This window comes from Variovorax sp. W1I1 (assembly GCF_030815625.1).
Taxonomy (GTDB): domain Bacteria; phylum Pseudomonadota; class Gammaproteobacteria; order Burkholderiales; family Burkholderiaceae_C; genus Variovorax; species Variovorax paradoxus_C.
In genome coordinates, this window is record NZ_JAUSWZ010000001.1 from 4,713,534 (window position 1) to 4,737,205 (window position 23,672).

At 66.0% G+C, this 23,672-nt stretch carries 25 protein-coding genes; 6 read left to right on the forward strand and 19 right to left on the reverse strand.

The features are described from left to right. Window positions 1-173: 173 nt before the first annotated feature. Complete coding sequence (locus QFZ83_RS22150) at window positions 174-887, reverse strand: LuxR C-terminal-related transcriptional regulator (protein ID WP_373424162.1); 714 nt, start codon at window positions 885-887, stop codon at window positions 174-176. A 575-nt stretch (window positions 888-1,462) separates the two neighbouring features. Between QFZ83_RS22150 and QFZ83_RS22155 the strand changes: the two genes are divergently transcribed. From QFZ83_RS22155 to mscL, 3 genes are all read left to right on the forward strand, one after another. Then, a complete protein-coding gene (locus QFZ83_RS22155; RefSeq protein ID WP_307510129.1) occupies window positions 1,463-3,436 on the forward strand; it encodes a YadA-like family protein in 1,974 nt (657 codons plus the stop codon). A 157-nt stretch (window positions 3,437-3,593) separates the two neighbouring features. After that, the gene (locus QFZ83_RS22160) at window positions 3,594-6,095 is read left to right on the forward strand and encodes a tetratricopeptide repeat protein (RefSeq protein WP_307510131.1); all 2,502 of its coding nucleotides are present in this window, start codon (window positions 3,594-3,596) and stop codon (window positions 6,093-6,095) included. 59 nt (window positions 6,096-6,154) lie between these two features. Beyond that, window positions 6,155-6,589 carry a large conductance mechanosensitive channel protein MscL gene (gene mscL / locus QFZ83_RS22165; RefSeq protein ID WP_013539736.1) on the forward strand — a complete coding sequence of 145 codons (435 nt, stop codon included), beginning with the start codon at window positions 6,155-6,157 and terminating at the stop codon, window positions 6,587-6,589. 8 nt (window positions 6,590-6,597) lie between these two features. Here mscL and pdxA read toward each other — a convergent pair whose 3' ends face one another. Genes pdxA through QFZ83_RS22180 form a run of 3 tightly spaced genes read right to left on the reverse strand, consistent with a single transcriptional unit; the run spans window position 6,598 to window position 9,757 of the window. Next, window positions 6,598-7,638, reverse strand: coding sequence for a 4-hydroxythreonine-4-phosphate dehydrogenase PdxA (pdxA, locus tag QFZ83_RS22170; RefSeq protein WP_307510132.1), 1,041 nt, complete (start codon window positions 7,636-7,638; stop codon window positions 6,598-6,600). Next, on the reverse strand, window positions 7,635-8,408 hold the full coding sequence (locus QFZ83_RS22175; RefSeq protein ID WP_306880135.1) for a Nif3-like dinuclear metal center hexameric protein: 774 nt from the start codon (window positions 8,406-8,408) through the stop codon (window positions 7,635-7,637). The genes pdxA and QFZ83_RS22175 overlap by 4 nt, the downstream gene beginning before the upstream one ends. Beyond that, complete coding sequence (locus QFZ83_RS22180; RefSeq protein ID WP_307510134.1) at window positions 8,405-9,757, reverse strand: MFS transporter; 1,353 nt, start codon at window positions 9,755-9,757, stop codon at window positions 8,405-8,407. Before QFZ83_RS22180 ends, QFZ83_RS22175 begins: the two co-directional genes overlap by 4 nt. Window positions 9,758-10,052: 295 nt before the next feature. Between QFZ83_RS22180 and QFZ83_RS22185 the strand changes: the two genes are divergently transcribed. Continuing rightward, complete coding sequence (locus tag QFZ83_RS22185; protein WP_307510136.1) at window positions 10,053-11,213, forward strand: S1C family serine protease; 1,161 nt, start codon at window positions 10,053-10,055, stop codon at window positions 11,211-11,213. A gap of 128 nt (window positions 11,214-11,341) precedes the next feature. On the opposite strand, the gene tatC is transcribed toward QFZ83_RS22185, so the two are convergent. From tatC to QFZ83_RS22230, 9 genes are all read right to left on the reverse strand, one after another. After that, a complete protein-coding gene (tatC, locus tag QFZ83_RS22190) occupies window positions 11,342-12,151 on the reverse strand; it encodes a twin-arginine translocase subunit TatC (RefSeq protein WP_306880138.1) in 810 nt (269 codons plus the stop codon). 75 nt (window positions 12,152-12,226) lie between these two features. Next, the gene (tatB, locus tag QFZ83_RS22195) at window positions 12,227-12,685 is read right to left on the reverse strand and encodes a Sec-independent protein translocase protein TatB (protein ID WP_307510138.1); all 459 of its coding nucleotides are present in this window, start codon (window positions 12,683-12,685) and stop codon (window positions 12,227-12,229) included. Between the two features lie 13 nt (window positions 12,686-12,698). Continuing rightward, window positions 12,699-12,953 carry a Sec-independent protein translocase subunit TatA gene (gene tatA, locus QFZ83_RS22200; protein WP_093439792.1) on the reverse strand — a complete coding sequence of 85 codons (255 nt, stop codon included), beginning with the start codon at window positions 12,951-12,953 and terminating at the stop codon, window positions 12,699-12,701. A gap of 65 nt (window positions 12,954-13,018) precedes the next feature. Then, window positions 13,019-13,378, reverse strand: coding sequence for a histidine triad nucleotide-binding protein (locus QFZ83_RS22205; RefSeq protein ID WP_013539728.1), 360 nt, complete (start codon window positions 13,376-13,378; stop codon window positions 13,019-13,021). Next, the gene (locus QFZ83_RS22210) at window positions 13,368-13,757 is read right to left on the reverse strand and encodes a hypothetical protein (protein WP_176660408.1); all 390 of its coding nucleotides are present in this window, start codon (window positions 13,755-13,757) and stop codon (window positions 13,368-13,370) included. Before QFZ83_RS22210 ends, QFZ83_RS22205 begins: the two co-directional genes overlap by 11 nt. An 11-nt stretch (window positions 13,758-13,768) precedes the next feature. Continuing rightward, window positions 13,769-14,152 (reverse strand): phosphoribosyl-ATP diphosphatase, encoded by a 384-nt coding sequence (locus QFZ83_RS22215; protein ID WP_307510140.1) that lies wholly within the window; start codon window positions 14,150-14,152, stop codon window positions 13,769-13,771. Next, the gene (hisI, locus tag QFZ83_RS22220; protein ID WP_306880279.1) at window positions 14,149-14,547 is read right to left on the reverse strand and encodes a phosphoribosyl-AMP cyclohydrolase; all 399 of its coding nucleotides are present in this window, start codon (window positions 14,545-14,547) and stop codon (window positions 14,149-14,151) included. The genes QFZ83_RS22215 and hisI overlap by 4 nt, the downstream gene beginning before the upstream one ends. A 34-nt stretch (window positions 14,548-14,581) precedes the next feature. After that, on the reverse strand, window positions 14,582-15,367 hold the full coding sequence (gene hisF / locus QFZ83_RS22225; protein ID WP_307510143.1) for an imidazole glycerol phosphate synthase subunit HisF: 786 nt from the start codon (window positions 15,365-15,367) through the stop codon (window positions 14,582-14,584). A 22-nt stretch (window positions 15,368-15,389) separates the two neighbouring features. Further along, window positions 15,390-16,226, reverse strand: coding sequence for a D-hexose-6-phosphate mutarotase (locus QFZ83_RS22230; protein ID WP_307510145.1), 837 nt, complete (start codon window positions 16,224-16,226; stop codon window positions 15,390-15,392). Window positions 16,227-16,395: 169 nt separating this feature from the next. Here QFZ83_RS22230 and QFZ83_RS22235 point away from each other — a divergent pair, with 169 nt between their 5' ends. Beyond that, window positions 16,396-17,703: a dicarboxylate/amino acid:cation symporter gene (locus QFZ83_RS22235; RefSeq protein ID WP_306880141.1), complete on the forward strand. Its 1,308-nt coding sequence runs from the start codon at window positions 16,396-16,398 to the stop codon at window positions 17,701-17,703. Window positions 17,704-17,711: 8 nt separating this feature from the next. Next, window positions 17,712-18,626: an amino acid ABC transporter substrate-binding protein gene (locus QFZ83_RS22240; RefSeq protein WP_307510146.1), complete on the forward strand. Its 915-nt coding sequence runs from the start codon at window positions 17,712-17,714 to the stop codon at window positions 18,624-18,626. Window positions 18,627-18,641: 15 nt separating this feature from the next. Here QFZ83_RS22240 and QFZ83_RS22245 read toward each other — a convergent pair whose 3' ends face one another. The 6 genes from QFZ83_RS22245 to QFZ83_RS22270 all read right to left on the reverse strand — a co-directional run bounded on the left by QFZ83_RS22245 (window position 18,642) and on the right by QFZ83_RS22270 (window position 23,665). Continuing rightward, window positions 18,642-19,814, reverse strand: a complete 1,173-nt coding sequence (locus QFZ83_RS22245; protein WP_307510148.1) for an AAA family ATPase — start codon at window positions 19,812-19,814, stop codon at window positions 18,642-18,644. Window positions 19,815-19,833: 19 nt separating this feature from the next. Further along, on the reverse strand, window positions 19,834-20,577 hold the full coding sequence (gene hisA, locus QFZ83_RS22250) for a 1-(5-phosphoribosyl)-5-[(5-phosphoribosylamino)methylideneamino]imidazole-4-carboxamide isomerase (protein ID WP_306880144.1): 744 nt from the start codon (window positions 20,575-20,577) through the stop codon (window positions 19,834-19,836). A 63-nt stretch (window positions 20,578-20,640) separates the two neighbouring features. Continuing rightward, window positions 20,641-21,300 carry an imidazole glycerol phosphate synthase subunit HisH gene (hisH, locus tag QFZ83_RS22255; protein ID WP_306880145.1) on the reverse strand — a complete coding sequence of 220 codons (660 nt, stop codon included), beginning with the start codon at window positions 21,298-21,300 and terminating at the stop codon, window positions 20,641-20,643. A 19-nt stretch (window positions 21,301-21,319) separates the two neighbouring features. Further along, on the reverse strand, window positions 21,320-21,928 hold the full coding sequence (gene hisB, locus QFZ83_RS22260; protein ID WP_013539717.1) for an imidazoleglycerol-phosphate dehydratase HisB: 609 nt from the start codon (window positions 21,926-21,928) through the stop codon (window positions 21,320-21,322). Further along, on the reverse strand, window positions 21,925-23,007 hold the full coding sequence (gene hisC / locus QFZ83_RS22265; protein ID WP_307510150.1) for a histidinol-phosphate transaminase: 1,083 nt from the start codon (window positions 23,005-23,007) through the stop codon (window positions 21,925-21,927). The genes hisB and hisC overlap by 4 nt, the downstream gene beginning before the upstream one ends. Further along, on the reverse strand, window positions 23,000-23,665 hold the full coding sequence (locus QFZ83_RS22270) for a suppressor of fused domain protein (RefSeq protein ID WP_306880148.1): 666 nt from the start codon (window positions 23,663-23,665) through the stop codon (window positions 23,000-23,002). The genes hisC and QFZ83_RS22270 overlap by 8 nt, the downstream gene beginning before the upstream one ends. Window positions 23,666-23,672: the final 7 nt, after the last annotated feature.

The window sequence follows — 23,672 nt, forward strand, 5'->3', positions numbered from 1 at the left end:
TCTTGTCTTCTTCGCTGGAGCAGGGGTCAACCCGCGATTGTAGCGGGGCGCCGAAGGGATATTCAATGGCTGCCATGCGCGTGGCCGGCGAACGATGGCCGGCGCGGCGCGTCCGTGGAACGCGCACCACACATGCCGGGCGGCGGGGCCGCGGTGGCTCGACCAGGCAGCCTTCAGTTCAGAAGGCCGTGCTGCATCGCCTCGTGGACCGCCTGGGTCCGCGACTTGACCGCGAGCTTCCGATAGATGCTCTTGGCGTGGAACTCGATCGTGTTGACCGACAGGTAGACCGCCTCCGCGATCTGCCGGTTGCTCCATCCCTGCGCAATCAGCCGCAGCACCTTGAGCTCGCGCGGCGAGAGCCGGGCGGGTGCCGACGGCGGTTCGGCAAGAGGCACGGTCCGGATCGGCTCGATCGTCCGCGTCTTCGCCGATGCGGCGATCAGCCCGAGGATGCGCCGCGCGACGCGCGAGTCCATCGGCGCCCCGCCGCGCTCGATCGAGCGCAGCAGGAAGGAGAGTTCGGCATCGTCCGCTTCCGTCAGCAGGTAGCCGATGGCGCCCGCGGAGATCGCGGCGTTCACCAGTTCATGGTCGTCGCACGGCGACATGGCGATGGTCTCGATGTGCCGGTAGGTCTCGCGCACATGGCGGATCAGCGAGACGCCGTCGCTGCCCGGCAGGCACATGCCGACCAGCAGGAGGTCGTAGGGCAGCGAGGCCAGGAGGTTGCACGCCTCGGCGCGCGTGGATGCGACCACGACGCGGCGGCCGGGCGCGAGGTTACCCAGTATGCGGCGCAGCCGGGCGGCCACGTCGGGGTCTTCCTCGACGATCAGTGCACCGTGAAAAGTGCTCACGTACGACAGCTGCGACGCCGACGGCATCGGCGCCGTTCTCAAAGGGTGACTGGAAAGATTGATGGCCACGCGCACGTCCCTCTTGCTACGCAAGGTAGCTTCCAAATGTTGACTTTCGTTTCAGATACCGCAGGAACAATGCCCGCGCGAAAGCGCACCGGCCGAGCCGAGTGCGTCAAGGCGACCAGCACCTTGATTTCATTGGGAAATTAGCCAGGAACGAGGGGCGCCGATGCGCTTCCAACGGCGCCTCCGGGGCTTGTTTTGGCCCTGTTGTTACGCACTTGTGACCGCGCGTGTTACGTAGCATCGCGCCCCTTCGGAACGCATCGGAACCGGCATCTCGATGCGGCATTCCCTCCGCGCGGTTCGGCCAACTCCGCATGCGCATTGGCTTTCAACAGGCTTTCACTTGCGCCACAGGCAGTGCGGCCGTCGAAGGCATAGGCCAAGAACTACCGATCCCGGTGATGTTCATCGGCGCCACGATTCCTAGCATTGGTTGCATCGGGTAACGCAATGAAACCCGACCTCACTTCGAGGTTAACCCGGGCACGTCGGGGCTCGCGAAGTTGTCGCCCATCCACCAAGGAAACAGTCAGATGACTACACCCAAGCGCTCCGCTTCCAACCCCGGTTCCCGCAGCGTTCGCCCCGCGGGGATCAGCCGTGTTCTGGCCTCTGTGTTGGTAGGTGCGGGGTACGTGATGACGTTGCCGGTTGCATACGCGCAAGTGGCCGTCGGCGGCGTCAACGTCGTCGTCGATCCTCCCGGCCTGGGCATCCTCAACATCACGAGCGGCAACAACGGCGTTCTGACGTCCGCCGACGGTATCTCCACGCCCAACCTGACGGCAACCAGCCTGACCTCATCGAGCGTCAGCGCCGGAACCGTGACCGCGACCAGCATCAGTTCGGCCAGCATTTCGGCCGCCAACGGAACGCTCGGCACGCTGAGCGCAAACAACGTGACGACCGGCAACCTGTCGTCGGGCAACGGGACGATCCAGTCGCTGACGTCGACCAACATCCTCGCCACCGGCGTGACCGCCACGAACATCCTCGGCACGAACGTCGATGCCACCAACATCAACACGGCGAACATCACGGCGGGCAACGGCAGCATCTCGTCGCTCACGTCCACCAACGTCAGCACGAGCAATCTCACGGCGTCCAATGGCACTGTCAACACGCTGAGTGCGACCAACGTCAGCACCACGAATCTGACGGCCAACAGCGGAACAGTCAACACGTTGAGCGCCACCAATGTCAGCACCACCGACCTGACCGCCAATAGCGGGACGGTCAACACGCTGAGCGCCACCAATGTCAGCACCACCGACCTGACCGCCAACAACGGAACGATCAACACGCTGAGTGCCACCAACGTCAGCACCACCGACCTGACAGCCAACAACGGCACGATCAACACGTTGAGCGCTACCAACGTCAGCACCACGAACCTGACCGCCAACAGCGGAACGATCAACACGTTGAGCGCCACCAACGTCAGCACCACCGACCTGACCGCCAACAACGGCACGATCAATACGCTGAGTGCCACCAACGTCAGCACAACGAACCTGACAGCCAACAGCGGCACCATCAATACGTTGAGCGCTACCGACGTCAGCACCACGAACCTGACGGCCAACAGCGGAACGATCAACGCGTTGAGCGCCACCAACGTCAGCACCACCAACCTGACAGCCAACAGCGGCACCATCAACACGCTGAGCGCCACCGACGTCAGCACCACGAACCTGACGGCCAACAGCGGAACGATCAACACGCTGAGCGCGACCAATGTGAGCACGACGAACCTGTCGGCGAGCAACGGCACGATCAACACCTTGAGTGCCACGGACGTCAGCACCACCAACCTGACGGCAAGCCGCGCCACGATCAACACGATCAGCGCCACCAACGTCAGCACCACCAACCTGTCGGCAGCCAGCGCAACCATCAACGCGCTGACCGCCAACACGGTGGCTGCGACCACGGTGAACGCCAGCACGGTCAATGCGAGCACGGTGAACGCCACCACCGTGAATGCCAACACCGGCAACTTCCAGACGCTGACGGCAGCCAACGGCAACATCACGGTGCTGAACACCCAGACCGGCAACATCACGACGATCAACGCGGTGACCGGCAACGTCACCACCTTGAACGCAGGCACGGTGAACGTCACCGGCAACGTGACGGCCGGCGGTTCGATCACGGCCGGCAACGGCATGGTGGCCAATGGGCGCGTGCAGAACGTGGCGCCCGGCATCCTGCCGACGGACGCAGCCAACATGTCGCAGTTGAACCAGGTTCGCAGCGAAGTGCAGGACATGCGCAAGACCAGCAGCACCGGTGCGGCCATTGCCCTGGCTGCCGCCTCGGTGCCGGCGCTCGAAGCGGGCAAGAGCTTCGGCATCGGCGTGGGCGTGGGCTCCTACGACGGCCGCTCGGCGGTCGCCGCGGCTGCGAGCTTCCGCCTGAGCGAATCGGCCCAGATCAAGGTGAACTTCGGCAGCGGCAACAACGGCAAGGTCGGCGGCGGCATCGGCGCCTCCTGGTCCTGGTAATCCGTTCCGTGCACCCGCGGCGCAAGCGCGCCGGGGGTGCTTGCCAAGGATGAAATCGAAGGCCGGCACCTATACTGGGTGACCGGTCTTTTTTGCTGCCGCAAAGGGTCGGGGCCGATGTGCCTGGTGTCCCTGCGATCCGTCCTTCACACAGCCCATGACCACCTCTTCCATCGCGCCAGCACCCGCCACTTTCGAGGAAAACGCCAAGGCCGCCGCCTCGGCGCTGCTGGAGCAAGGCCTCGCGCTGCATCGGCAGGGCCGCCTTGCAGAAGCGCTGCAGATCTACCAGGCCCTGCTGTCCCGATTCCCCGGCCATGCCGACGCGCTGCACCTGACGGGCGAAGCGCTGTACCGGCAAGGCCGGCCCCGGCTGGCGCTCAACCATGTGAACCAGGCGATCGCGCAGTCGCCGCATCACTTCTATTTCAATACCCGCGCGACGATCTTCATGCACCTGAACCTGCTGGCCGAAGCGCAGCAGGACCTGCGCCGCGCGATCAAGGCATTTGCGAACTACCCCGAGGCGTACATCAATCTTTCGGCGGTCTACCGCCAGCAAAAGAAGTTCAGGCAGGCACGCGAAGCCGCGGCCGACGCCACGCGACTCGCACCACAAGCGCCCGCCGCATGGAACAACGCCGGCGCGATCGACATGGAACAGAACCGCTTCGACGAAGCCGTCCTTCACTTCCAGCAGGCCCTGAAGCTCGACGCGAACTACACCGCGGCCCACAAGAACATCGGCAAGATCCGCGCGCACCAGAAGGATTGGACAGGCGCCCTCGCCTCGCTCGAACCGGCGGCGGCCGACCCGCGCGACCTGGAGGCCTCGTACCTGCTCTCGCGTGCGCTGCTCAGCGCCGGCCGCCCCGCGGACGCCATCGCGCCCATGCAGCACGCCATGCGCAACTGGCCGGCCGAGGAGCGCCACAAGGCACTCTCCGATCCCGAAGGCGTGGCGGCGCTCTATGGCGTCTGCGGCGCGCTCGAGGGCGTGTCGATGCGCTTCGCGGAATCGGCCGAGCTCTACAAGATCGCGCTCGACAGCCTGCCGGAGCACGAGCTGCTGCTGAACAACCTGGGCACGGTGAATTTCAGGCTCGGCCATTTCGACACCGCCATCGAGGTGCTCAAGAAGGCACTCGAAGTGCATCCGAAACAGGTGCTCGCACGCTGCAACCTGGGCGTGACCTACGTGATGGCCGGCCAGTCGGAGGCGGCCATTGCGCAGTTCGAGCAGTGCCTGCGCGACGACCCGAACTTCATGCCGGCCATGGTCTGGATGCTGGGCGAAAAGGCCCACATCGCCGACTGGCGCGGCGTGCCCGAACTGCGCGAAAAAATCGCCACGCTGCTGGACACCCCGGGCAACGACCAGACGGTGTCGTCGTTCATCCTGATGTCCAACTACGACGACGCCCGGCGCCTCATGGCCTGGACGCAACGCTCCGCCGCGCTGGCCGACAGGAACGTGGGCATCCAGCCGTTTGCCGATGCAGGCGCGCTGCGCACGTCGCCGCGCATCCGCGTGGGCTACTACTCGTTCGACTTCCGCAACCATCCGGTCGCGCATCTCACGGCCGAATTGTTCGCCCGGCACGACCGCAAGGATTTCGAGGTGTTCGCGTATTCGTACGGACCCGACGATGGGCACCCGGCCCGCGCGCGCATCGCTTCATCCGTCGAGCATTTCGTGGACATGCAAGGCCAGTCGATCCAGCAGATGGCCGAGCGCATCCGCGAGGACGAAGTCGACATCCTCATCGACCTCTCGGGCGACACGCGCGGTGCGAAGCCGCAGGTAATGGCCTACCACGCGGCGCCGGCGCAGCTCATGTGGCTGGGCTACATGGGCACCAGCGGCACGCCGAACTACGACTACCTGGTCTCCGACAACTTCCTCTCGCCACCCGGCACGGAAGACTGCTATTCCGAGAAGCTGCTTCGCCTGCCCGAGACCTTTCAAGTCATCGACTCGCAGCGTCCCACCAATCCGCAGAAGGCCACGCGTGCCGACCACGGGCTGCCCGAGGACGCGTTCGTGCTGTGCAATTTCTCGCAGTCCTTCAAGATCCAGCCGGAGACTTTCGCGGCCTGGGTGCGCATCGTGCGGCGCATTCCGAACGCGGTGCTCTGGCTGGCGCAGGGGCCGAACGGCTTCGAGACGAACCTGCGTGCGCAGTGGGAGGCGGCCGGCCTGCCGGCAGAACGCCTCATCGTTTCGCCGCGCATGTCGATCGACAGGCACTTGGCGCGCATCGGCCTGGCCGACCTGTTCATCGACACCTTTCCCTACAGCAGCGGTGCCACCGCGAACGACGTGCTGTGGGCCGGCGTGCCGCTGCTTGCGCTCACCGGCACGACGATGGTGTCGCGCATGGCGGGCAGCCTGCTGGGCGCCATCGGCCTGCCGGAGCTGGTGGCGACGACCCACGACGAATACGTCGAGAAGGCCGTGCACTACGCCACGCATCGGGATGAACTGGCCGTGCTGCGCGGCCGGCTTGCGGAGGCAAAGGACGCGCGCCGCGGCTACTTCGACACGCCGCGCTTCGTGCAGCACCTGGAAGACGGCTTCCGGCAAATTGCCGCGCGCAGCCGTGAAGGGTTGCCGCCGGCGCACATCGGCGTTGCCCTCCGCCCTCTGGAGAATTGAGCAATCGCGGGCATACTCGGCACTCCTTCAACAGCAGAGCTCCAGCAGCCTTTTGAATCATGAGCATCCTCAGTGAATTCAAGGAATTTGCCGTCAAGGGCAACGTCATCGACCTCGCGGTCGGCGTGATCATCGGCGCGGCGTTCGGCAAGATCGTCGACTCGCTGGTTGCGGACATCATCATGCCGCTGGTGGGCGTGGTGTTCGGCAAGCTCGATTTCTCGAACCTCTACGTGGTGCTCGGCACAGCACCTGCCGGCGTGGCGAACACGCTGGCCGATCTCAAGAAAGCCGGCGTGCCGGTGCTGGCCTACGGCAGCTTCATCACCGTGGCGGTCAACTTCGTGATCCTGGCGTTCATCATCTTCATGATGGTCAAGCAGATCAACAGGCTGCGAAAGACCGAAGCGGCGGCACCTGCTGCGCCGGCCGCAACGCCAGAAGACATTACCTTGCTGCGCGAAATCCGCGACAGCCTGAAGCGCCCTTCTTAAGAAGACTCTCAGGCGCTTCCCAGCGCCTTCGCCATGCGAAGCGCCTCTACGAGGCTCGACGCATCGGCGAGCCCGGCACCCGCGATATCGAACGCGGTGCCGTGATCGGGGCTGGTGCGCACCAGCGGCAGCCCCAGCGTCACATTCACCCCCTTTTCCACGCCGAGGTACTTGACCGGGATCAGGCCCTGGTCGTGGTACATCGCGATCACCACATCGAACTCGCCGCTGTCCGGCACGCCATGCCGGGCGCGGGCGCGCATGAAGACGGTGTCGGGCGCATGCGGCCCGTTGGCATCGATGCCTTCGGCGCGCGCGGCCGCAATGGCCGGCGCAATGATTTCGCGCTCTTCCGAACCGAAGAGGCCGCCCTCGCCCGCATGCGGATTGAGACCCGCGACGCCAATGCGCGGCGCGCGTCCCAGTGCGTGGGACAGCGCACGGTGCGTGATGCGCAGCGTCTGCAGCACGCCCTCGAAATGCGCGGCCTCGATGGCGTCGCGCAGCGACATGTGGATGCTCACGAGCACGGTGCGCAGCTCGTCGTTGGCCAGCATCATGCGCACGGGCACGTCGGCCACGCTGCGGCCCAGGTGCGCCGCCGCCTCGGCCTGCAGCAGCTCGGTGTGGCCGGGATAAGGAAAGCCGGCCGCGGCCAGCGCCTCCTTGTGAAGCGGCGCGGTCACGATGGCGGCGATCTCGCCACGCAATGCAGCCCGTGCGGCCCAGACCACGCAATCGCCGGCCACGCGGCCGGCCTCCGCGCTGATCTGACCGAGCACGATGTTGGCCGGCGGCGCGATCACCTGCAGCACTGGGATGCAGCCGGTCGGAACGCTGGCGGCTTCGGCCACGGTCTCGATCTCCGCGACGGGCCATGCCGGTTGGCCCGGCCCGGCCAGCGCCTGCGAAGCGCGCCGCATCGTGGCCACGTCGCCGGCCACGAAGGCACCGCGGGTCGCATCGGGTGCGTTGCGGAAGGCCTTGGCGATGATCTCCGGGCCGATGCCCGCGGGATCGCCCAGGGTGATGGCAATCGCTGCGCTCATGCCGGGTTGTCGATGTCGATGAACTCGTGCTTCAGCCCGAGCTGCGCCGCCACATGCGCGGCCACGGCCTGGGCGCCGTAGCGCTCGGTCGCGTGGTGCCCGCAGGCGAGAAAGGCCACGCCCATTTCGCGCGCGTAGTGAGCCTGGGGCTCGGAGATCTCGCCGGTGATGAAGGCGTCGGCGCCGGCTGCGATAGCCGCTTCGAAGTAGCCCTGGGCGCCGCCGGTGCACCAGGCGATGTTCTTGATGGGGCGGTGCGCCGTATCGAGCAGCGTGACCGGGCGCTTGAGCACTTTTTCGACGTGCGCAGCCAGCGCCTTGGCACTGGCGAAGTTCTCGCCGTTTTCGCGCGCACCGAGGAAGCCGAGCTCCTGCTCCCCGAAGCGTCCGCCAGACCCCGCATGCGCCACGAGCCCGAGCTGCAGTCCCAACTGCGCGTTGTTGCCCAGTTCCGGATGCGCATCGAGCGGCAGGTGGTAGGCGAAGAGATTGACGTCATCGCCGAGCAAGAGACCCAAGCGCTGCTTCATCCAGCCGGTGACGCAGCCGTCCTGGCCGCGCCAGAACAGGCCGTGGTGAACGAAGATCGCATCGGCCTCGGCGTGGATAGCGGCCTCGATCAGCGCGCGGCTGGCGGTCACGCCCGAGACGATCTTCCGGACCACGGTGCGGCCTTCGACCTGCAGGCCGTTGGGTCCGTAGTCCTTGAAGCGCCCGGGGGCCAGCAACAGGTCGAATGCGTGGAGCAGTTCGTGGCGTGTGGTGCTCATCGCGGCATTGTCGCGCTGCCCGGGGCCCCGACGCCATCGCGCATGGCATGGCCGCGCGCGGCCAGTGGCAACAGGGCGAGCAGGAAGCCCAGCGCCGCCAGCGCGGCGACGTAGTGCGCCGGCGCCATCGTGTCGTGCTGCAGCCAGAGCGTGAGGATCACCGGCGTGAGCCCGCCGAAGACCGCATACGACATGTTGTAGGCGAACGAAAGCCCGGTGAAGCGCACCGGCGCCGGAAAAGCGCGCACGCCCGCGATCGGCACCGTGGCGATGGTGCCCACGAAGAGGCCGACCAGCCCGTAGTGCCAGAACAGCGTGGCCGGCGTGCCAGGCAGCCCCGTGTAGAACAGGTAGGCCGTGGCGAAGAGGCCACCCCAGCCGACGAGCATCACCCCGCGCGTGCCGATGCGGTCGCTCAGCCAGCCGACCAGCACGCAGCCGATGGTCAGGGTCAACGTGGCGAGCGCGTTGGCTTCGAGCGCCAGCGCGGCCGGAATGTGGTGCACCTTCTGCAGGTAGGTGGGCGTGTAGAGCACCACCACGACGATCGCGGCCGACAACACCCAGGTCTGCAGCGCCACGTACACGCAAGCCAGCCGGTGCTCGCGCAGCACGGTGCGCAGCGGCAGCTCGCGGGCGACCGACTTCAGGCCGGCCAGCTCCTTGAAGACCGGCGTTTCATGAAGGAAGCGGCGCAGGTACACCGACACCAGCCCGAACACGCCACCCAGGATGAAGGGAATGCGCCAGGCGAAATCGCTCACCTGCTCGGGCGAGTAATGGCGGTTGATGGCCACCGCGACCAGTGAACCCAGCAGGATGCCGCCGGTGATCCCCGAGGTGAGCGTGCCGATGCCGAAACCGTAGCGCTTGGCCGGCACGTGCTCGCCGACAAACACCCAGGCGCCGGGCATCTCGCCGCCGATGGCCGCGCCCTGCAGCACGCGCATCGCCAGCAGCAGGAGGGGCGCCGCCACGCCGATGCTTGCGTAGGTGGGCAAGAGGCCGATGACCAGCGTGGGCGCGGCCATCAGGAAGATCGAGAGCGTGAACATGCGCTTGCGGCCCAGGAGGTCGCCGAAATGCGCGATGACGATGCCGCCCACGGGGCGGGCGAGGTAACCGGCCGCGAAGATGCCGAAGGTCTGCAGTTGCCGCAGCCAGTCGGGCATGTCGGCGGGGAAGAACAGCCCGCCCAGCACCGTGGCGAAGAAGACATAGATGACGAAGTCGTAGAACTCCAGCGTTCCGCCGAGGGCCGAAAGGGCAAGGGTCTTGTAGTCGCGCGCGTCGAGCGTGCGTGCCGGAGCGGGCTTTGCGCCGTCCGCGAGGGTTGCTTCTGAAGTCATGGCTGGCAGGAAAATCGTGACCGCGCGCGCCGGGGCCGTGGAACCGGGTGGGAAAACGGAAGATCGCGCGCCGAGGATATGCCTGGCCGCATCCGCCGGGTAGGCAGCGCGGTAGGCCTGAAGAGGTGGGAGCCGGGTGGATCGCTGCGCGATGCTAGGGGTTATCCCGTATTCACGCAGCCGGAGCTTGCCAATCTCGACCGCGCGGCGCGGTCTATCGTCAACCCCATTGAGGGACAATCCCACACATCGCTGCCCCGCGCGGCGCCTTCGAACGTCTTTTCATCAAGTTTTCATGAAACGCACCTGGCTGCTCTTTGCCCAAGCCGTGACCGTCCTGCTGGCGGCCTATTTCGTCGTCGCGACACTCAAGCCCGAGTGGATCAACAAGCGCTCGACCTCGCTCGGCGGCGTGGTGTCGATCGTCGAGGCGCCGGCCGGCGCCCCGAGCGTGCCCGCCATCGGCAGCCTGAGCGCGGCGGCCAAGAAGGCTTCACCGGCGGTAGTGAGCATCAACACCAGCAAGGCGGCGCAGCGCCATCCGCGCAGCAACGACCCCTGGTTCCGCTTCTTCTTCGGCGACCAGGCCGACCAGCCCCAGGTGGGCCTGGGCAGCGGTGTGATCGTGAGCACCGACGGCTACATCCTCACCAACAACCATGTGGTCGAGGGCGCCGACGAGATCGAAGTGACCCTGAACGACAGCCGCCACGCTCGCGGCAAGGTGATCGGCACCGACCCCGACACCGACCTGGCGGTGCTCAAGATCGAGCTTGACAAGCTCCCGGTGATCGTTCTGGGCAACTCCGACGAGCTGCTGGTGGGCGACCAGGTGCTCGCCATCGGCAACCCCTTCGGCGTCGGCCAGACGGTGACGAGCGGTATCGTCTCGGCGCTCGGGCGCAACCAGCTGGGCATCAACAACTTCGAGAACTTCATCCAGACCGATGCGGCCATCAACCCCGGCAACTCGGGCGGCGCGCTGATCGACGTCAACGGCAACCTGCAGGGCATCAACACCGCGATCTACTCGCGCTCGGGCGGCAGCATGGGCATCGGCTTCGCCATTCCGGTGTCGATGGCCAAGATCGTGCTGGAAGGCATCGTGAAGGAAGGCCAGGTGCGCCGCGGCTGGATCGGCGTCGAGCCGAACGACCTCTCGCCCGAACTGGCCGAGACCTTCGGCGTGAAGGCCGATGCGGGCGTGATCATCACCGGCGTGCTGCAGAACGGCCCCGCGGCCAAGGCCGGCATCCGGCCGGGCGACGTGATCACCTCGGTGGGCGAGAAGAAGACCGACAACGTGCAGGCCCTGCTGACCGCCGTGGCGGGCCTCAAGCCCGGCGACACCGCGCGCTTTGCGCTGCAGCGCGGCAGCGACAAGATGGAGCTGGATGTGACGCCGGGGCTCCGGCCGAAGAGCCCGGTCCGGCAAGTGCCCAATCAGCAGGAGTAGGACGGGTCCTCAGGCTCGGTGCACTTCGTGTCGCTTCGCCTACCCCTACGAGGCAACACCAGCGGCCCGGCGAAGCCGGCTCCACGGTGTTTCCAGAAATGACTGGGCTTGGCGTGAGCCCTTGAACTTCAGCTGGACGCCGAAGAGTCGGCGTTTTCTTCTTCGTCGGGCTTCTTGCCCATCGCGAAATAGCGCGCACCGATGATGCCCACCTCGTACAGCAGGCACATCGGCACCGCCAGCGCAAGTTGCGACACCACGTCGGGCGGCGTAAGCACCGCAGCCACCACGAAGGCCACCACGATGAAGTAGCCGCGGAAGGACTTCAGCTTCTCGATGGTCACCATCTCGAAGCGCACCAGCAGCATCACCACGATCGGCACCTGGAAGGCGACGCCGAACGCAATGTAGAGCGAGAGGATCGCCTCCACGTACGACGAGATGTCGGGCGTGGCCGCCACCGCGGCGGGCGTGAACTTCTGGATGAAGCTGAACATCTTGTCCAGCACGAAGAACTGCACGAAGGCGATGCCCGCGTACGCCAGCAGGCTGCCGAAGAAGATGAGCGGCAGGGCAAAGCGCTTCTCGTGGCTGTAGAGCCCCGGCGCCACGAACATCCAGGCCTGGTACATGAGCCACGGCAGCGCCAGCAGCACGGCCGTCATCATCAGCACCTTGAGCGGCACGAAGAACGGCGAGAACACGCCGATGGCGATGAGCTTGGCATCCGGCGGCATGTGCGCGCGGATGGGCATCGCGATCAGGTCGATCAGTCCGCCCGGTCCAGGCCAGATAGCGAGCAGGATGCCCGCGACGGCCAAGCCGTAGACGCAGTAGAGCAGGCGGTCGCGAAGCTCGACGAGGTGCTGCACGAACGGCTGCTCGGTGCCCGCCAGCTCGTCTTCTTTGTCTTTGTTCTTGTCGTCGGAATCGGCCATGGGGAAAGGAAAGAGCGTGGCTTCGGCCGGCGTGCGGCAAGCGAGAGACGCGGGGGTGTGCGGGGTGTTGAAGCGCTAGTTGATCTTGTGGGGGCGGAAACGCGCAACCCGCGCCGCACCCGACAACGCCTTGGTCCGCACGCCGTTGCGCGCCTTGTACCAATTCGGCGTGGCACCCTGCTTCAGGCGCCAGTTCTTGCGGGGATGCTTGTACTCGGGCACCGTCGCCTCGGGCTCGGCCAGGGCCGAGAGCGTTTCGCCGGAGCCGGAGAACTGCTTCTCGAATTCGCTCGCGCCGGTGTGGATGTTGTTCTCGACGTCGCGCGCCGCCTCCTCCACCGTGGTCTTCATCTTGCGGAGTTCGTCCAGCTCCATCGAGCGGTTGACTTCGGCCTTGACGTCGTTCACGTAGCGCTGGGCCTTGCCGAGCAAGGTGCCGACCGTGCGAGCCACGCGCGGCAGCTTCTCCGGCCCGATGACGATCAGCGCCACGACGCCGATCAGCGCCAGCTTCTCAATGCCGAGGTCGAGCACGTGCGGTCCGCGCTCAGGACTTCTGACGCGCTTCGACGTCGATCGTCTTGTCGCTGTTGGCCGGCTGACCGGTCACTTGCGCCGCGGGGGCCGACGAGGCGGCGGATGCGTCGGTGGTCGGATTGCCGTTGGCATCCTTCATGCCGTCCTTGAAGCCCTTGACGGCGCCACCAAGGTCCGAACCCATGTTCCGCAGCTTCTTGGTGCCGAAGATCATGACCACGACGAGCAGCACGATCAGCCAGTGCCAGATAGAAAAAGAACCCATGGAAGACTCCTAAGAATGTGTCCGATTTTAGTCGGTCGAAATGTGACAGTTTGGCTTAACGAAGTTCAGCCGCGAAGCCACGGCCGGGGGCCGCCCATGACGTGCACATGGAGATGGTGAACCTCCTGCCCGCCCTCGGTGCCGGTGTTGACGACGACGCGATAGCCGCCGTCCGGATAGGGCCTGCAGCCCTGCTCCAGCGCCAGCTTCGGCGCCAGGGTCATGATCTTGCCCATGAGCGCGGCGTCGTCGGGCGTGAGCTGCGCCATCGAAGCGATGTGCTTCTTGGGCACCAGCATGAAGTGCACCGGCGCCCAGGGCGCGATGTCATGGAAACCGAACAGGTCCTCGTCTTCGTAGACCTTGCGCGAAGGGATCTTGCCTTCGACGATTTTGCAGAAAACGCAGTTCGGATCAGATGACATCTTTGGGTTCCATCGGGCGGTTGTCGTTCATGCGGATCATGCCTTTCACGATCCGGTACAGGAACCACAGCGAAATCAGGCTCCAGGCGATCCAGCCCGGAACAAAGAACAGCAGCCAGAGCCACGAGGTGACGATGTACAGCAGGCCAGCCCAAAGCACCGAGCGGATGCGCCAGCTGAAGTGCGAGGCCTGCCAGGTGCCAGCCGCGTCGTCGCGCTTCACGAAGTCGATCACCAGGGCCACCAGCAGGATGACGATGGAGGCCTGCGCCCCCGGCAGCACGGCGCCGATGGCCACGATCAGGTGCAGGATGTAGCTCACCCAGCCCCAGGTCTTGAGCGATTCGTCGGGTTCCACGTTCACGATGTCGTTGGCCATGGGATGTCCTTTCAATCGTTGGATGCCTCGCGGGCCTGCACTTTGCGCAGGGCCTTTTCCTCGATGCCGCTGGTGCCCTCGCGGCGCTCGAGCTCCGCGACCACCTCGGCCGGCGAGAAACCGTAGTGCGCAAGCGCCACCATGGTGTGGAACCACAGGTCGGCCACTTCGTTCACTATTTTCGAGCGGTCGCCGCCGTGATCGGCGTCCTTGGCGGCCATCACGACCTCGGTGGCTTCCTCGCCGATCTTCTTCAGGAAGGCGTCGGGGCCCTTGTGCAGGAGGCGCGCGACGTAGCTCTTCTCGGGGTCGCCACCGTTCGCGGGCAGCCGGGTCTCGATGACCGCGGCCAGGCGTGCGAGAGCATCGGAGGTGTTGTTCACGGTGTCGGTCATTTGTAGATCGACTCCGGGTCTTTCAAGACCGGCTCGACCACGGTCCACTGGCCTTTTTCGTACTTGCTGAAGAAGCAGCTGTGGCGGCCTGTATGGCAGGCGATGCCAGGCTCGTGGCCCAGCTGGGTGACCTTGAGCAGCACCACGTCGTTGTCGCAATCCAGGCGGATCTCGTGCACGGTCTGCACGTGGCCCGATTCCTCGCCCTTGAACCAGAGCTTGTTGCGCGAGCGGCTGAAATACACCGCACGGCCCAGCTCGGCGGTCTTCTCGAGCGCCTCGCGGTTCATCCAGGCGAACATCAGCACGTCGTTGCTGCCTTGTTCCTGCGCGATGACCGGCACCAGGCCGTTCGCGTCCCATTTCACTTCATCGAGCCAATTCATGGGCGGTATTGTCGGGGATGGGTAAAGACCCCTCAGCGGTTCATCAACGGTCGATCCGCACCGGGATGCCCCGTGCGGCCATGCGGGCTTTCGCCTCGCCCACGGTGTGCTCGCCGTAGTGAAAGATGCTGGCCGCCAGCACCGCATCGGCGCCGCCGGTCTGGATGCCGTCGGCCAGGTCGTCCAGGTTGCCGACGCCGCCCGAGGCGATCACCGGCACGCTGACCGCATCGCTCACCGCGCGTGTCAGGGCGAGGTCGAAGCCGCTCTTGGTGCCGTCGCGGTCCATGCTCGTGAGCAGGATCTCCCCCGCGCCGCGGCGCGCCATTTCGGCGGCCCATTGCACGGCGTCCATGCCCGTGTTCTTGCGGCCGCCGTGGCTGTACACATCCCATCCCGGACCGCGCGTGGCCGCCTCTTCGGGCGTGCGGCGCTTGGCATCGATGGCCACCACGATGCACTGCGAGCCGTACTTCTGCGAGGCGTCGTTGATCACCTGCGGATCGGCGATGGCGGCCGAGTTGAAGCTGGTCTTGTCCGCGCCCGCATTGAGGAGCCGGCGCACATCGGCCACGGTGCGCACGCCGCCGCCGACCGTGAGCGGAATGAAGACCTGCGAAGCCACCGCCTCGATGATCGGCAGGATCAGGTCGCGCCCGTCGCTGGTGGCGGTGATGTCCAGGAAGGTGAGTTCGTCGGCGCCCTGCGCGTTGTAGCGCGCGGCGATCTCGACCGGGTCGCCGGCATCGCGCAGTTCGAGGAAGTTGACGCCCTTGACGACACGGCCGCCGGTAACGTCGAGGCAGGGAATGATGCGTTTGGCAAGCATGGGGATTTGAACCGGAAGGAAATCAGAGAACGGTGAGCTGTTGCCAGCCCTGCCATTGGGCGCCGGGCGCCAGGGTCACTTGCTCGTCGATGCGGGCCGCCTCGACGCAGAGCATGTGACGGTAGCCGTCGGCCGGCATGTCGGCCAGCTTGGCGCAGAGTTCGGCGCCCGGGTTCCACACCACGGTTTCGGTGCAACTCGCGCTTTGCGAGATTTCGAGCGTGCCGCCCGGCTGCACGAGGCGCAGCGGTTTTGCGGGCGCGACATAGACGCTGTCGAACTCGGCGTCGAAACGCAATGCGGCAGCGGCCTCCACATGGCGGTCGTCGCGCAGCGAATCCCAGCGGTTGGCGCCTTCGAGGCCCTCGAGCCGCACCTGGGCGATGTCGTCGACATGAAGGTAGGAATGCAGCGCCGCGGCAAAGGCCCAGGGCGCGGAGTCGATGTTGGTCAGCGTGAGCGCGATGCGCAATTGGCCGGGAGCCATCGTGACCTCCAGGCGCGCCTCGAAAGCGTGCGGCCAGAGCGCCCGGGTGGCCTCGTTGTCGCGCAGCCGGAGTGCCACGGTGTCGCCCGAGGCGCCAGTGCCCTGCGGCTCCCAAGGCAGATTGCGCATGAAACCATGCTTGGGCAGCATGCCGCGCATGTTGAACTGCGGGCAACATACGGGCACGCCACCGCGGATCGCGGTCTTGCCGTCGAACACGGCGCGGGGGCTGACATAGAACCTTTCCCCTCCGTCGGCCGTGGTCCACGAGAGCACTTGCGCGCCATGCAGGGCCACGGTCAACGTGCTGCCGTCTGCGCCAAGGGCTCGGATCGCGGGCTGGCCGCGAAACTCGATCGGGGTGATTTCCATGTGAGGAATTGTAGGCAGCGCCCGTGCCATGGCACGGAATTGGCATTGGGAGCCATTGCGTGCCCGGGTCCTTCTTGGATACCCTGTGCCTGCTTGCACGAGGGGACAAGGTGCAGGTCGGTCCCGAGCCCTCGACAAAAACCACTCTCACACGACAAAGGGGATACGCATGAAGAAAAAATTGCCGATGGCGGCATGGATCCTGATCGCCATGGTGCTCGGCATCATCGTGGGCTACATGATCTTCACCAGCTTTCCGGACAAGAAGGCTGCCAAGGAAATCGCGGACTACGTTTCCATCGTCTCCGACGTGTTCCTGCGCCTCATCAAGATGCTGATCGGCCCGCTGGTGTTCTCCACGCTGGTGGTGGGCATCGCGCACATGGGCGATGCCAAATCGGTCGGCCGCGTGTTCGGCAAGGCCATCGGCTGGTTCCTCACCGCCTCGCTCATTTCGCTGGTCATCGGCCTCGTCATGGCCAACCTGCTCAAGCCCGGCGAGAACCTCGGGCTGCCGCTGCCCGACATCGGTGCCTCGGCCAACCTGGCCACCTCCAAGTTCACCCTCAAGGACTTCGTGAGCCACACGGTGCCCAAGTCGTTCGTGGAGGCCATGGCCAACAACGAGATCCTGCAGATCGTGGTGTTCTCGATGTTCTTCGGCGTGGCGCTCGCCTCGCTGGGCGACAAGGCCAAGACGCTGGTGGCCGCCATCGAAGAGCTCTCGCACGCGATGCTCAAGATCACCGGCTACGTGATGAAGCTCGCGCCCCTCGCCGTGCTCGCCGCCATGGCCGCCACGGTGGCGGTGAACGGCCTGGGCATCCTCTTGAAGTTCGCCGTCTTCATGGGCGACTTCTACCTGGGCCTCTTCGTGCTGTGGAGCGTGCTGGTGCTGGCGGGTTTCCTGTTCCTCGGGCCGCGCGTGTTCAAGCTGCTGGTGCTCATCAAGGAAGCCTTCCTGCTCTCGTTCGCCACGGCCAGCTCCGAAGCGGCGTACCCGAAGATCCTGCAGGCGCTCGACCGTTTCGGCGTGAAGCGCAAGATCTCCAGCTTCGTGATGCCGATGGGCTACTCGTTCAACCTGGACGGCTCGATGATGTACTGCACCTTCGCCGTGCTCTTCATCGCGCAGGCCTACAACATCCACATGCCGATCAGCACGCAGGTCACGATGCTGCTGATCCTCATGCTCACCTCCAAGGGCATGGCCGGCGTGCCGCGCGCCTCGCTGGTGGTGATTGCCGCCACGCTGAATCACTTCGACATTCCCGAAGCCGGCCTGCTCCTGATCCTGGGCGTGGACACCTTCCTCGACATGGGCCGCTCGGCCACCAACGCGGTGGGCAATTCCATCGCCACCGCGGTGGTTGCCAAGTGGGAGGGCGAGTTGCTCTCCGAGAGCGATGCCGAGGTCAATGCGAAGGCGATCGACGAGGAAGCCAACGCCACCCTCGCCCACCCGGCCCACGCGTGAGACGCGCCATGAACCTCAAGGCCACGTGGTCGGTTCTGTCGGTTCTTCTTGCCGGACTGCTGGCGGTTGCCTCGCTTGCCACCGCACCGGCGCACGCACAGGAACAGCTCGCCGGCACCCTTGCCAAGGCGCGCGAGACCGGCGCCATCACCATCGGCTACCGCGAGTCGTCGGTGCCCTTCTCGTACCTCAATGCGCGCAAGGAGCCGATCGGCTATTCGATCGAGCTGTGCCGCGCGCTGGTCACGGCCATCGAGGACACAGTGAACAAGAGCCTCGCGATCAAGTGGGTGCCCGTCACGTCCGATTCGCGCATCGATGCGGTCGCCAGCGGCAAGGTGGACCTGGAGTGCGGCTCGACCACCAACAACCTTGAGCGCCAGAAGCGCGTGAGCTTCTCGCCGACGATGTTCGTCTCGGGCACCAAGGTGCTGGTGAAGAAAGGCGCGCCGATCAAGTCGTTCCGCGACCTGGCCGGCAAGAAGGTGGCCGTGACCGCCGGGACCACCAACGAGAAGACGCTGCGCGAGCTGTCGGAGAAGTTCAAGCTCGGCATCAACCTGCAGGTGGCGCGCGACCACGCGGAATCGTTCGGCCTCGTGAAGAGCGGCCAGGCCGATGCCTTCGCGACCGACGACGTGCTGCTCTACGGCCTCATCGCGCAGGACGCCGCCAAGTCCGACTACGAGGTGGTGGGCGACTTCCTCTCCTACGATCCCTACGGGATCATGTACCGCAAGGGCGACGCGCAACTGGCCAAGGTGGTCAACGACACCTTCCAGGTGTTGGCGGAAGACGGCGAAATCGAGCGGCAGTACAAGCGCTGGTTTCTGCGCAAGCTGCCCTCGGGCGAGAGCATCAACCTGCCGATGAGTGCGCAACTGGAAACGATCATCCAGACGATGTCGGTGAAGGCCGAATAGACCGGCGCCTTCCCGCTACCGCGCCGGCCACTCCCAACGCGGGATTTCGCTCATGTCGAGGTTCGCGATGCGGGTCTCGCCGAACTGCTTTTCGAGCACCACCGGTTGCAGGCCTTCGCAGTCGTCCAGCGCGGCGATCAGGCGCGCGGCGTGCGACACCACGATCACCTGCGACTGGCGCGCCGCCTGCGCGATGAGACGGCCGAGCGCCGGCAGCAGGTCGGGATGCAGGCTGGTCTCGGGCTCGTTGAGCACCAGCAGCGCGGGCGGCCGGGGCGTCAGCAGCGCGGCGATCCACAACAGGTAGCGCAGGGTGCCGTCCGAGAGTTCGGCGGCCGTCAGGGGTCGCAGGAGGCCGTGCTGGTGCATCAACGTCTGGAAGCGATCGCCTTCGGCCTCGACTTCGACGCGGGCACCTGGAAAGGCATCGTCCACCGCACGGTCGAGTGCCTCGCCGTCGCCGATCTCGCGGATGGTCTGCAGCGCGGCCGCCAGGTCGGCGCCGTCGTTGGCGAGCACCGGCGTGTAGGTGCCCAGTTGCGGCAGGCGCGCGGGTGCTTCGGCATCGGAGCGGAAATGATCGTAGAAGCGCCAGGAGCGCATCTGCTCCCGCAGCGTGAGCATCTCGGGCGCATCGCGCGGATCGGCGTGCTCCGTCATCATGCTGGCGAAGGCCGGGATCGGCCGACCCACGGCTTGCCAGCCCTTGCCTTCGCGCAGGCGCAGTGCGCCGCCCTTGCGGTCGACCAGTTGCGTCGAGGGCCGCAGCAGCGGGCCACTCCATATCGCCTCGTGCTTGATCTGCGGGTCGCGCGAAAAAGCCGTCGAGGGAATCGGCGGCGGCAGGCCGATGTCGATGGCGTAGCCGAAATCCTCCGATTCGGCGCCGGCGAACCCCAGCTTCAGCGCGACCGGTTCGCTGCGCGTGGTGCCCTGCACCGGCATTTCCCCGCGCAGCATCGCCGCCGAAAAACGCTCGGGCCCGGCCCACAGCGTGGAAGACAGACCGCCTTCACGCACCAGCGAACGGATCACACCGCCGTTGGCGATGTCTGCCAGGAGGCGCATCGCACGGTACACGCTCGACTTGCCGCTGCCATTGGCCCCCGTCACCACCGTAAGGCGGCCGAGCGGCACCGTCAGCTGGCGCAGCGAGCGGTAGTTGGCAATGGCGAGCGCGGAGAGCACGCGCTGCTGGAAAAGGGCGTCAGGCGCCGGCCAGCTCGTCCGCGCGGGCTTGCGCAGCGGCGAAGTCGAGGTCGCCCGAGTAGATGGCGCGTCCGCAGATCACGCCCTCGACGCCTTCGAACTCGACCGCACAGAGCTGGTCGATGTCGGCCATGTTCGAGAGACCGCCCGAGGCGATCACAGGGATCGTCAGCGCCTGCGCGAGCTTGACGGTGGCGTCGATGTTGATGCCCGAGAGCATGCCGTCGCGGCCGATGTCGGTGTAGATGATCGACTCGACGCCGTAGTCCTCGAACTTCTTGCCGAGGTCGGCGACTTCGTGGCCGGTGAGCTTGCTCCAGCCATCGGTGGCGACCTTGCCATCCTTGGCGTCCAGGCCCACGATGATGTGGCCGCCGAAGGCGCTGCAGGCGTCCTTGAGGAACCCAGGGTTCTTGACCGCGGCGGTGCCGATGATCACGTAGCGCAAGCCGTCGTCGATGTAGCGCTCGATGGTGTCCAGGTCGCGTATGCCGCCGCCCAGTTGCACCGGGATGTCGTCGCCGACTTCCTTCAGGATCGCCTTGATCGCCGCGTGGTTCTGCGGCTTGCCGGCGAAGGCGCCGTTCAGGTCGACCAGGTGCAGCCGCCGCGCGCCGGCGGTGACCCACTTGCGGGCCATGGCGGCGGGGTCTTCGCTGAAGATGGTGGACTGGTCCATGTCGCCCTGCTTGAGGCGAACGCAGTGGCCGTCTTTGAGATCAATGGCGGGAATGAGGAGCATGGAAGTGACGCGAGTGAGCGAAAGCCGGGCTGTGGAAGGTTCGGCCCGGTCGGAAAAAATGTTTCAGGGGTTCCAGTGGAGGAAGTTGCGATAGAGCTGCAGCCCATGGTCCGCACTCTTCTCCGGGTGGAACTGGGTGGCAAAAATGTTATCGCGTGCGATGGCTGCGGTAAAGCTCGCGCCGTAATCGGCCTCGCCCACGCTGTGCCGGGCGTCGGCCGGCCGCGCGAAGAAACTGTGCACGAAGTAGAAATAGCTCTGGTCCGGAATGCCCGCCCACACCGCGTGCGGCTGGGCTTGGCGCACCTGGTTCCAGCCCATCTGCGGCACCTTGAAGCGGCTGCCGTCGGCCTGCAGGCGGCCGGCCAGTTCGAACTTGATGACCTCACCCGGTATGAGGCCAAGGCCATCGGTCGGGCCTTCGTCGCTGCGCGACAGCAGCATCTGCATGCCGACGCACACGCCGAAGAGCGGCTTGTTCGCCGCCGCTTCGAGCACGGATTCCTGAAGACCGGAATCGCGCAGCTCGCGCATGCAGTCGGGCATCGCGCCTTGCCCCGGCAGCACCACGCGGGTGGCCTTGCGCACCACGTCCGGGTCGGAGGTGACGAACACCTCCACGCCCACCTGGTCGGCCGCATGGCGCACGGCCTGCGACACCGAGTGCAGGTTGCCCATGCCGTAGTCGACAACGGCGACAGAATTCGTTGCTACAGATTTCATAGCTGTTCGCCGATGGATTTCAGAGCGAACCCTTGGTCGATGGGATGACGCCGACCGAGCGCGGATCGAGTTCCAGCGCGCCGCGCATCGCACGGGCGAAGGCCTTGAAGACCGTCTCGCACTGGTGATGCGCGTTCACGCCCTTCAGGTTGTCGATGTGCAGCGTGACGAAGGCGTGGTTCACGAAGCCCTGGAAGAACTCGTAGGTGAGCTGGCTGTCGAAGGTGCCGATCATTCCGCTGGTGAAGGGCACGTGCATCACGAGGCCCGGGCGACCCGAGAAGTCGATGACCACGCGGCTGAGCGCTTCATCCAGTGGCACGTAGGCATGGCCGTAGCGGCGAATGCCCTTCTTGTCGCCGATGGCCTGGGCCACGGCCTGCCCGAGCGTGATGCCCACGTCTTCCACCGTGTGGTGGCCGTCGATGTGCAGGTCGCCCTGGCAGTCGATGTCGAGGTCGATCAGCCCGTGGCGGGCGATCTGGTCGAGCATGTGATCGAAGAAGCCGATGCCGGTGGCGAGCTTCGCCTTGCCGGTGCCGTCGAGGTTCACGCTGACGGTGATCTTCGTCTCGGCGGTGTTTCGGGTGACCGACGCGGTGCGGTCGGTGCTCTGTGGGGTGGTCATAGTGAGGCTTCGAGTGCCGCCAGCATCCGCGCATTCTCGTCGGCCGTTCCGACGGTGAGGCGCAGGCAATTTGCCAGCAGTTCGTGCATTTTAGAAACGTTCTTCACCAGGACCCCCTGGGCCTTCATGCCCTCGAAGGTCTTGGCGGCATCGGGCACGCGCAAAAGGACCATGTTGGCGTCGCTCGGCCAGGTCTTCACGCCGGGCAGTCGGCCCAGGCCCGTCATCAGGCGCTCGCGCTCCTCGCGGATCTGCCTGGCCTGCGCCTCGAACACCTCGGTGTGCTCCAGCGCGAACAGCGCGCACTCGCAGTTGAGCACGCTGATGTTGTAGGGCGGGCGCACCTTGTCGATCTCGGCGACCAGCGCGGCCGGCCCCATGAGGTAGCCCAGGCGAATGCCCGCCAGCCCGAACTTGCTGAGCGTGCGCATCAGCAATACGTGGCCGTGCTTCGCGAGCCGGTCGATGTAGCTGCGAGCGGCGAAGGGCTGGTAGGCCTCGTCGATCACCACCAGCCCGCCCTGCGCACCCTGGGCTTCGACGATCTTCTCGACGACCGCGTCGTCCCAGAGATTGGCGGTCGGGTTGTTCGGGTAGGCGAGGTAGACGATGGCGGGCTTCTCGCGCGCGATGGCGGCCAGCATGGCGGCCTCGTCCAGCTCGAAGTCGGCCGTGAGCGGCACGCCGACGAAGCGCAGGCCCTGCAGCTGGGCGCTCATCGCGTACATCACGAAGCCGGGCACGGGCGCGAGCACGGTGGCGCCGGGCTGGTCGCAGGCGATGGCCAGCAGCGAGATCAGCTCGTCCGAGCCGTTGCCCAGCATCAGCGAAAAGCCTTCGGGCATCTGCGCGTGGGTGGCCAGCGCGCGCTGCAGGTCGGCACCGCGGTCGCCCGGATAGCGGTTGAGCGCCAGCGCGCCGAGCCGCGCGCCGAGTTCGGCCTGCAGCGCGGGCGGCAGGCCGAAGGGGTTTTCCATCGCGTCGAGCTTGATGAAGCCGCGCGCGTCCTGCACGGCATAGGCATGCATGGCGCGCACGTCGGCGCGGATGCGCTGGAGCGCGGGGAGCGAGTCAGACATAGGAGATTCGCTGGGGGTCGAAGACCATCGGGTGGTCGTTGGCGTCGAACAGGTCGAGCAATTCGCCGAGGCCGTCCTCGCGCTTGACCAGCGCGTATTCGGCTTCGGAGATGAGGTTGACGGTCAGCGTGGCGATGGCCTCGCCTTCATCGACGGTGACGCCCGAAAGCATGCGTGCGTCGGGGCCGTAGATCGGCGTGAGAAAAAAGAAGGTCTGGAGCCCGCAGAACGACAGCGGCGGCTCGGGCATCGGCACGCGGTGGCCGCTGGCGAGAAAAAAACGGTCGAAGGCCGGCAGCTTGGCGAGCCAGCGCAGGTTCGAGATGTATTCGGGGTTCAGGTCGCGCACGTACCAGACCAGCTCGGCCGCGCGCGTCATGCCCTCGGGCACGCCAGCGGGCGGCGCGGGCATGAGGCGGTCGCTCATTCCGTTGGTGACGAGCACGTAGCCTTCGTCATCGGCCGATTCGCTGCCCTCGACGAAATTGCGACCGAATGCGTGGATATCGACGCGATGCTCGGCGTCGGCGCTGTCCAGGAAGGTCTGCTCGGGCTCGTCTTCCAGCGCGTCGAGCATGGCCTGCAAGCGCACCTGGGCGCGCGTGGGCGTCGCATCCGCGGTGCCGCCCATCAGAGCCTTTTTCAGTTTCGCAAACATGGGGAAA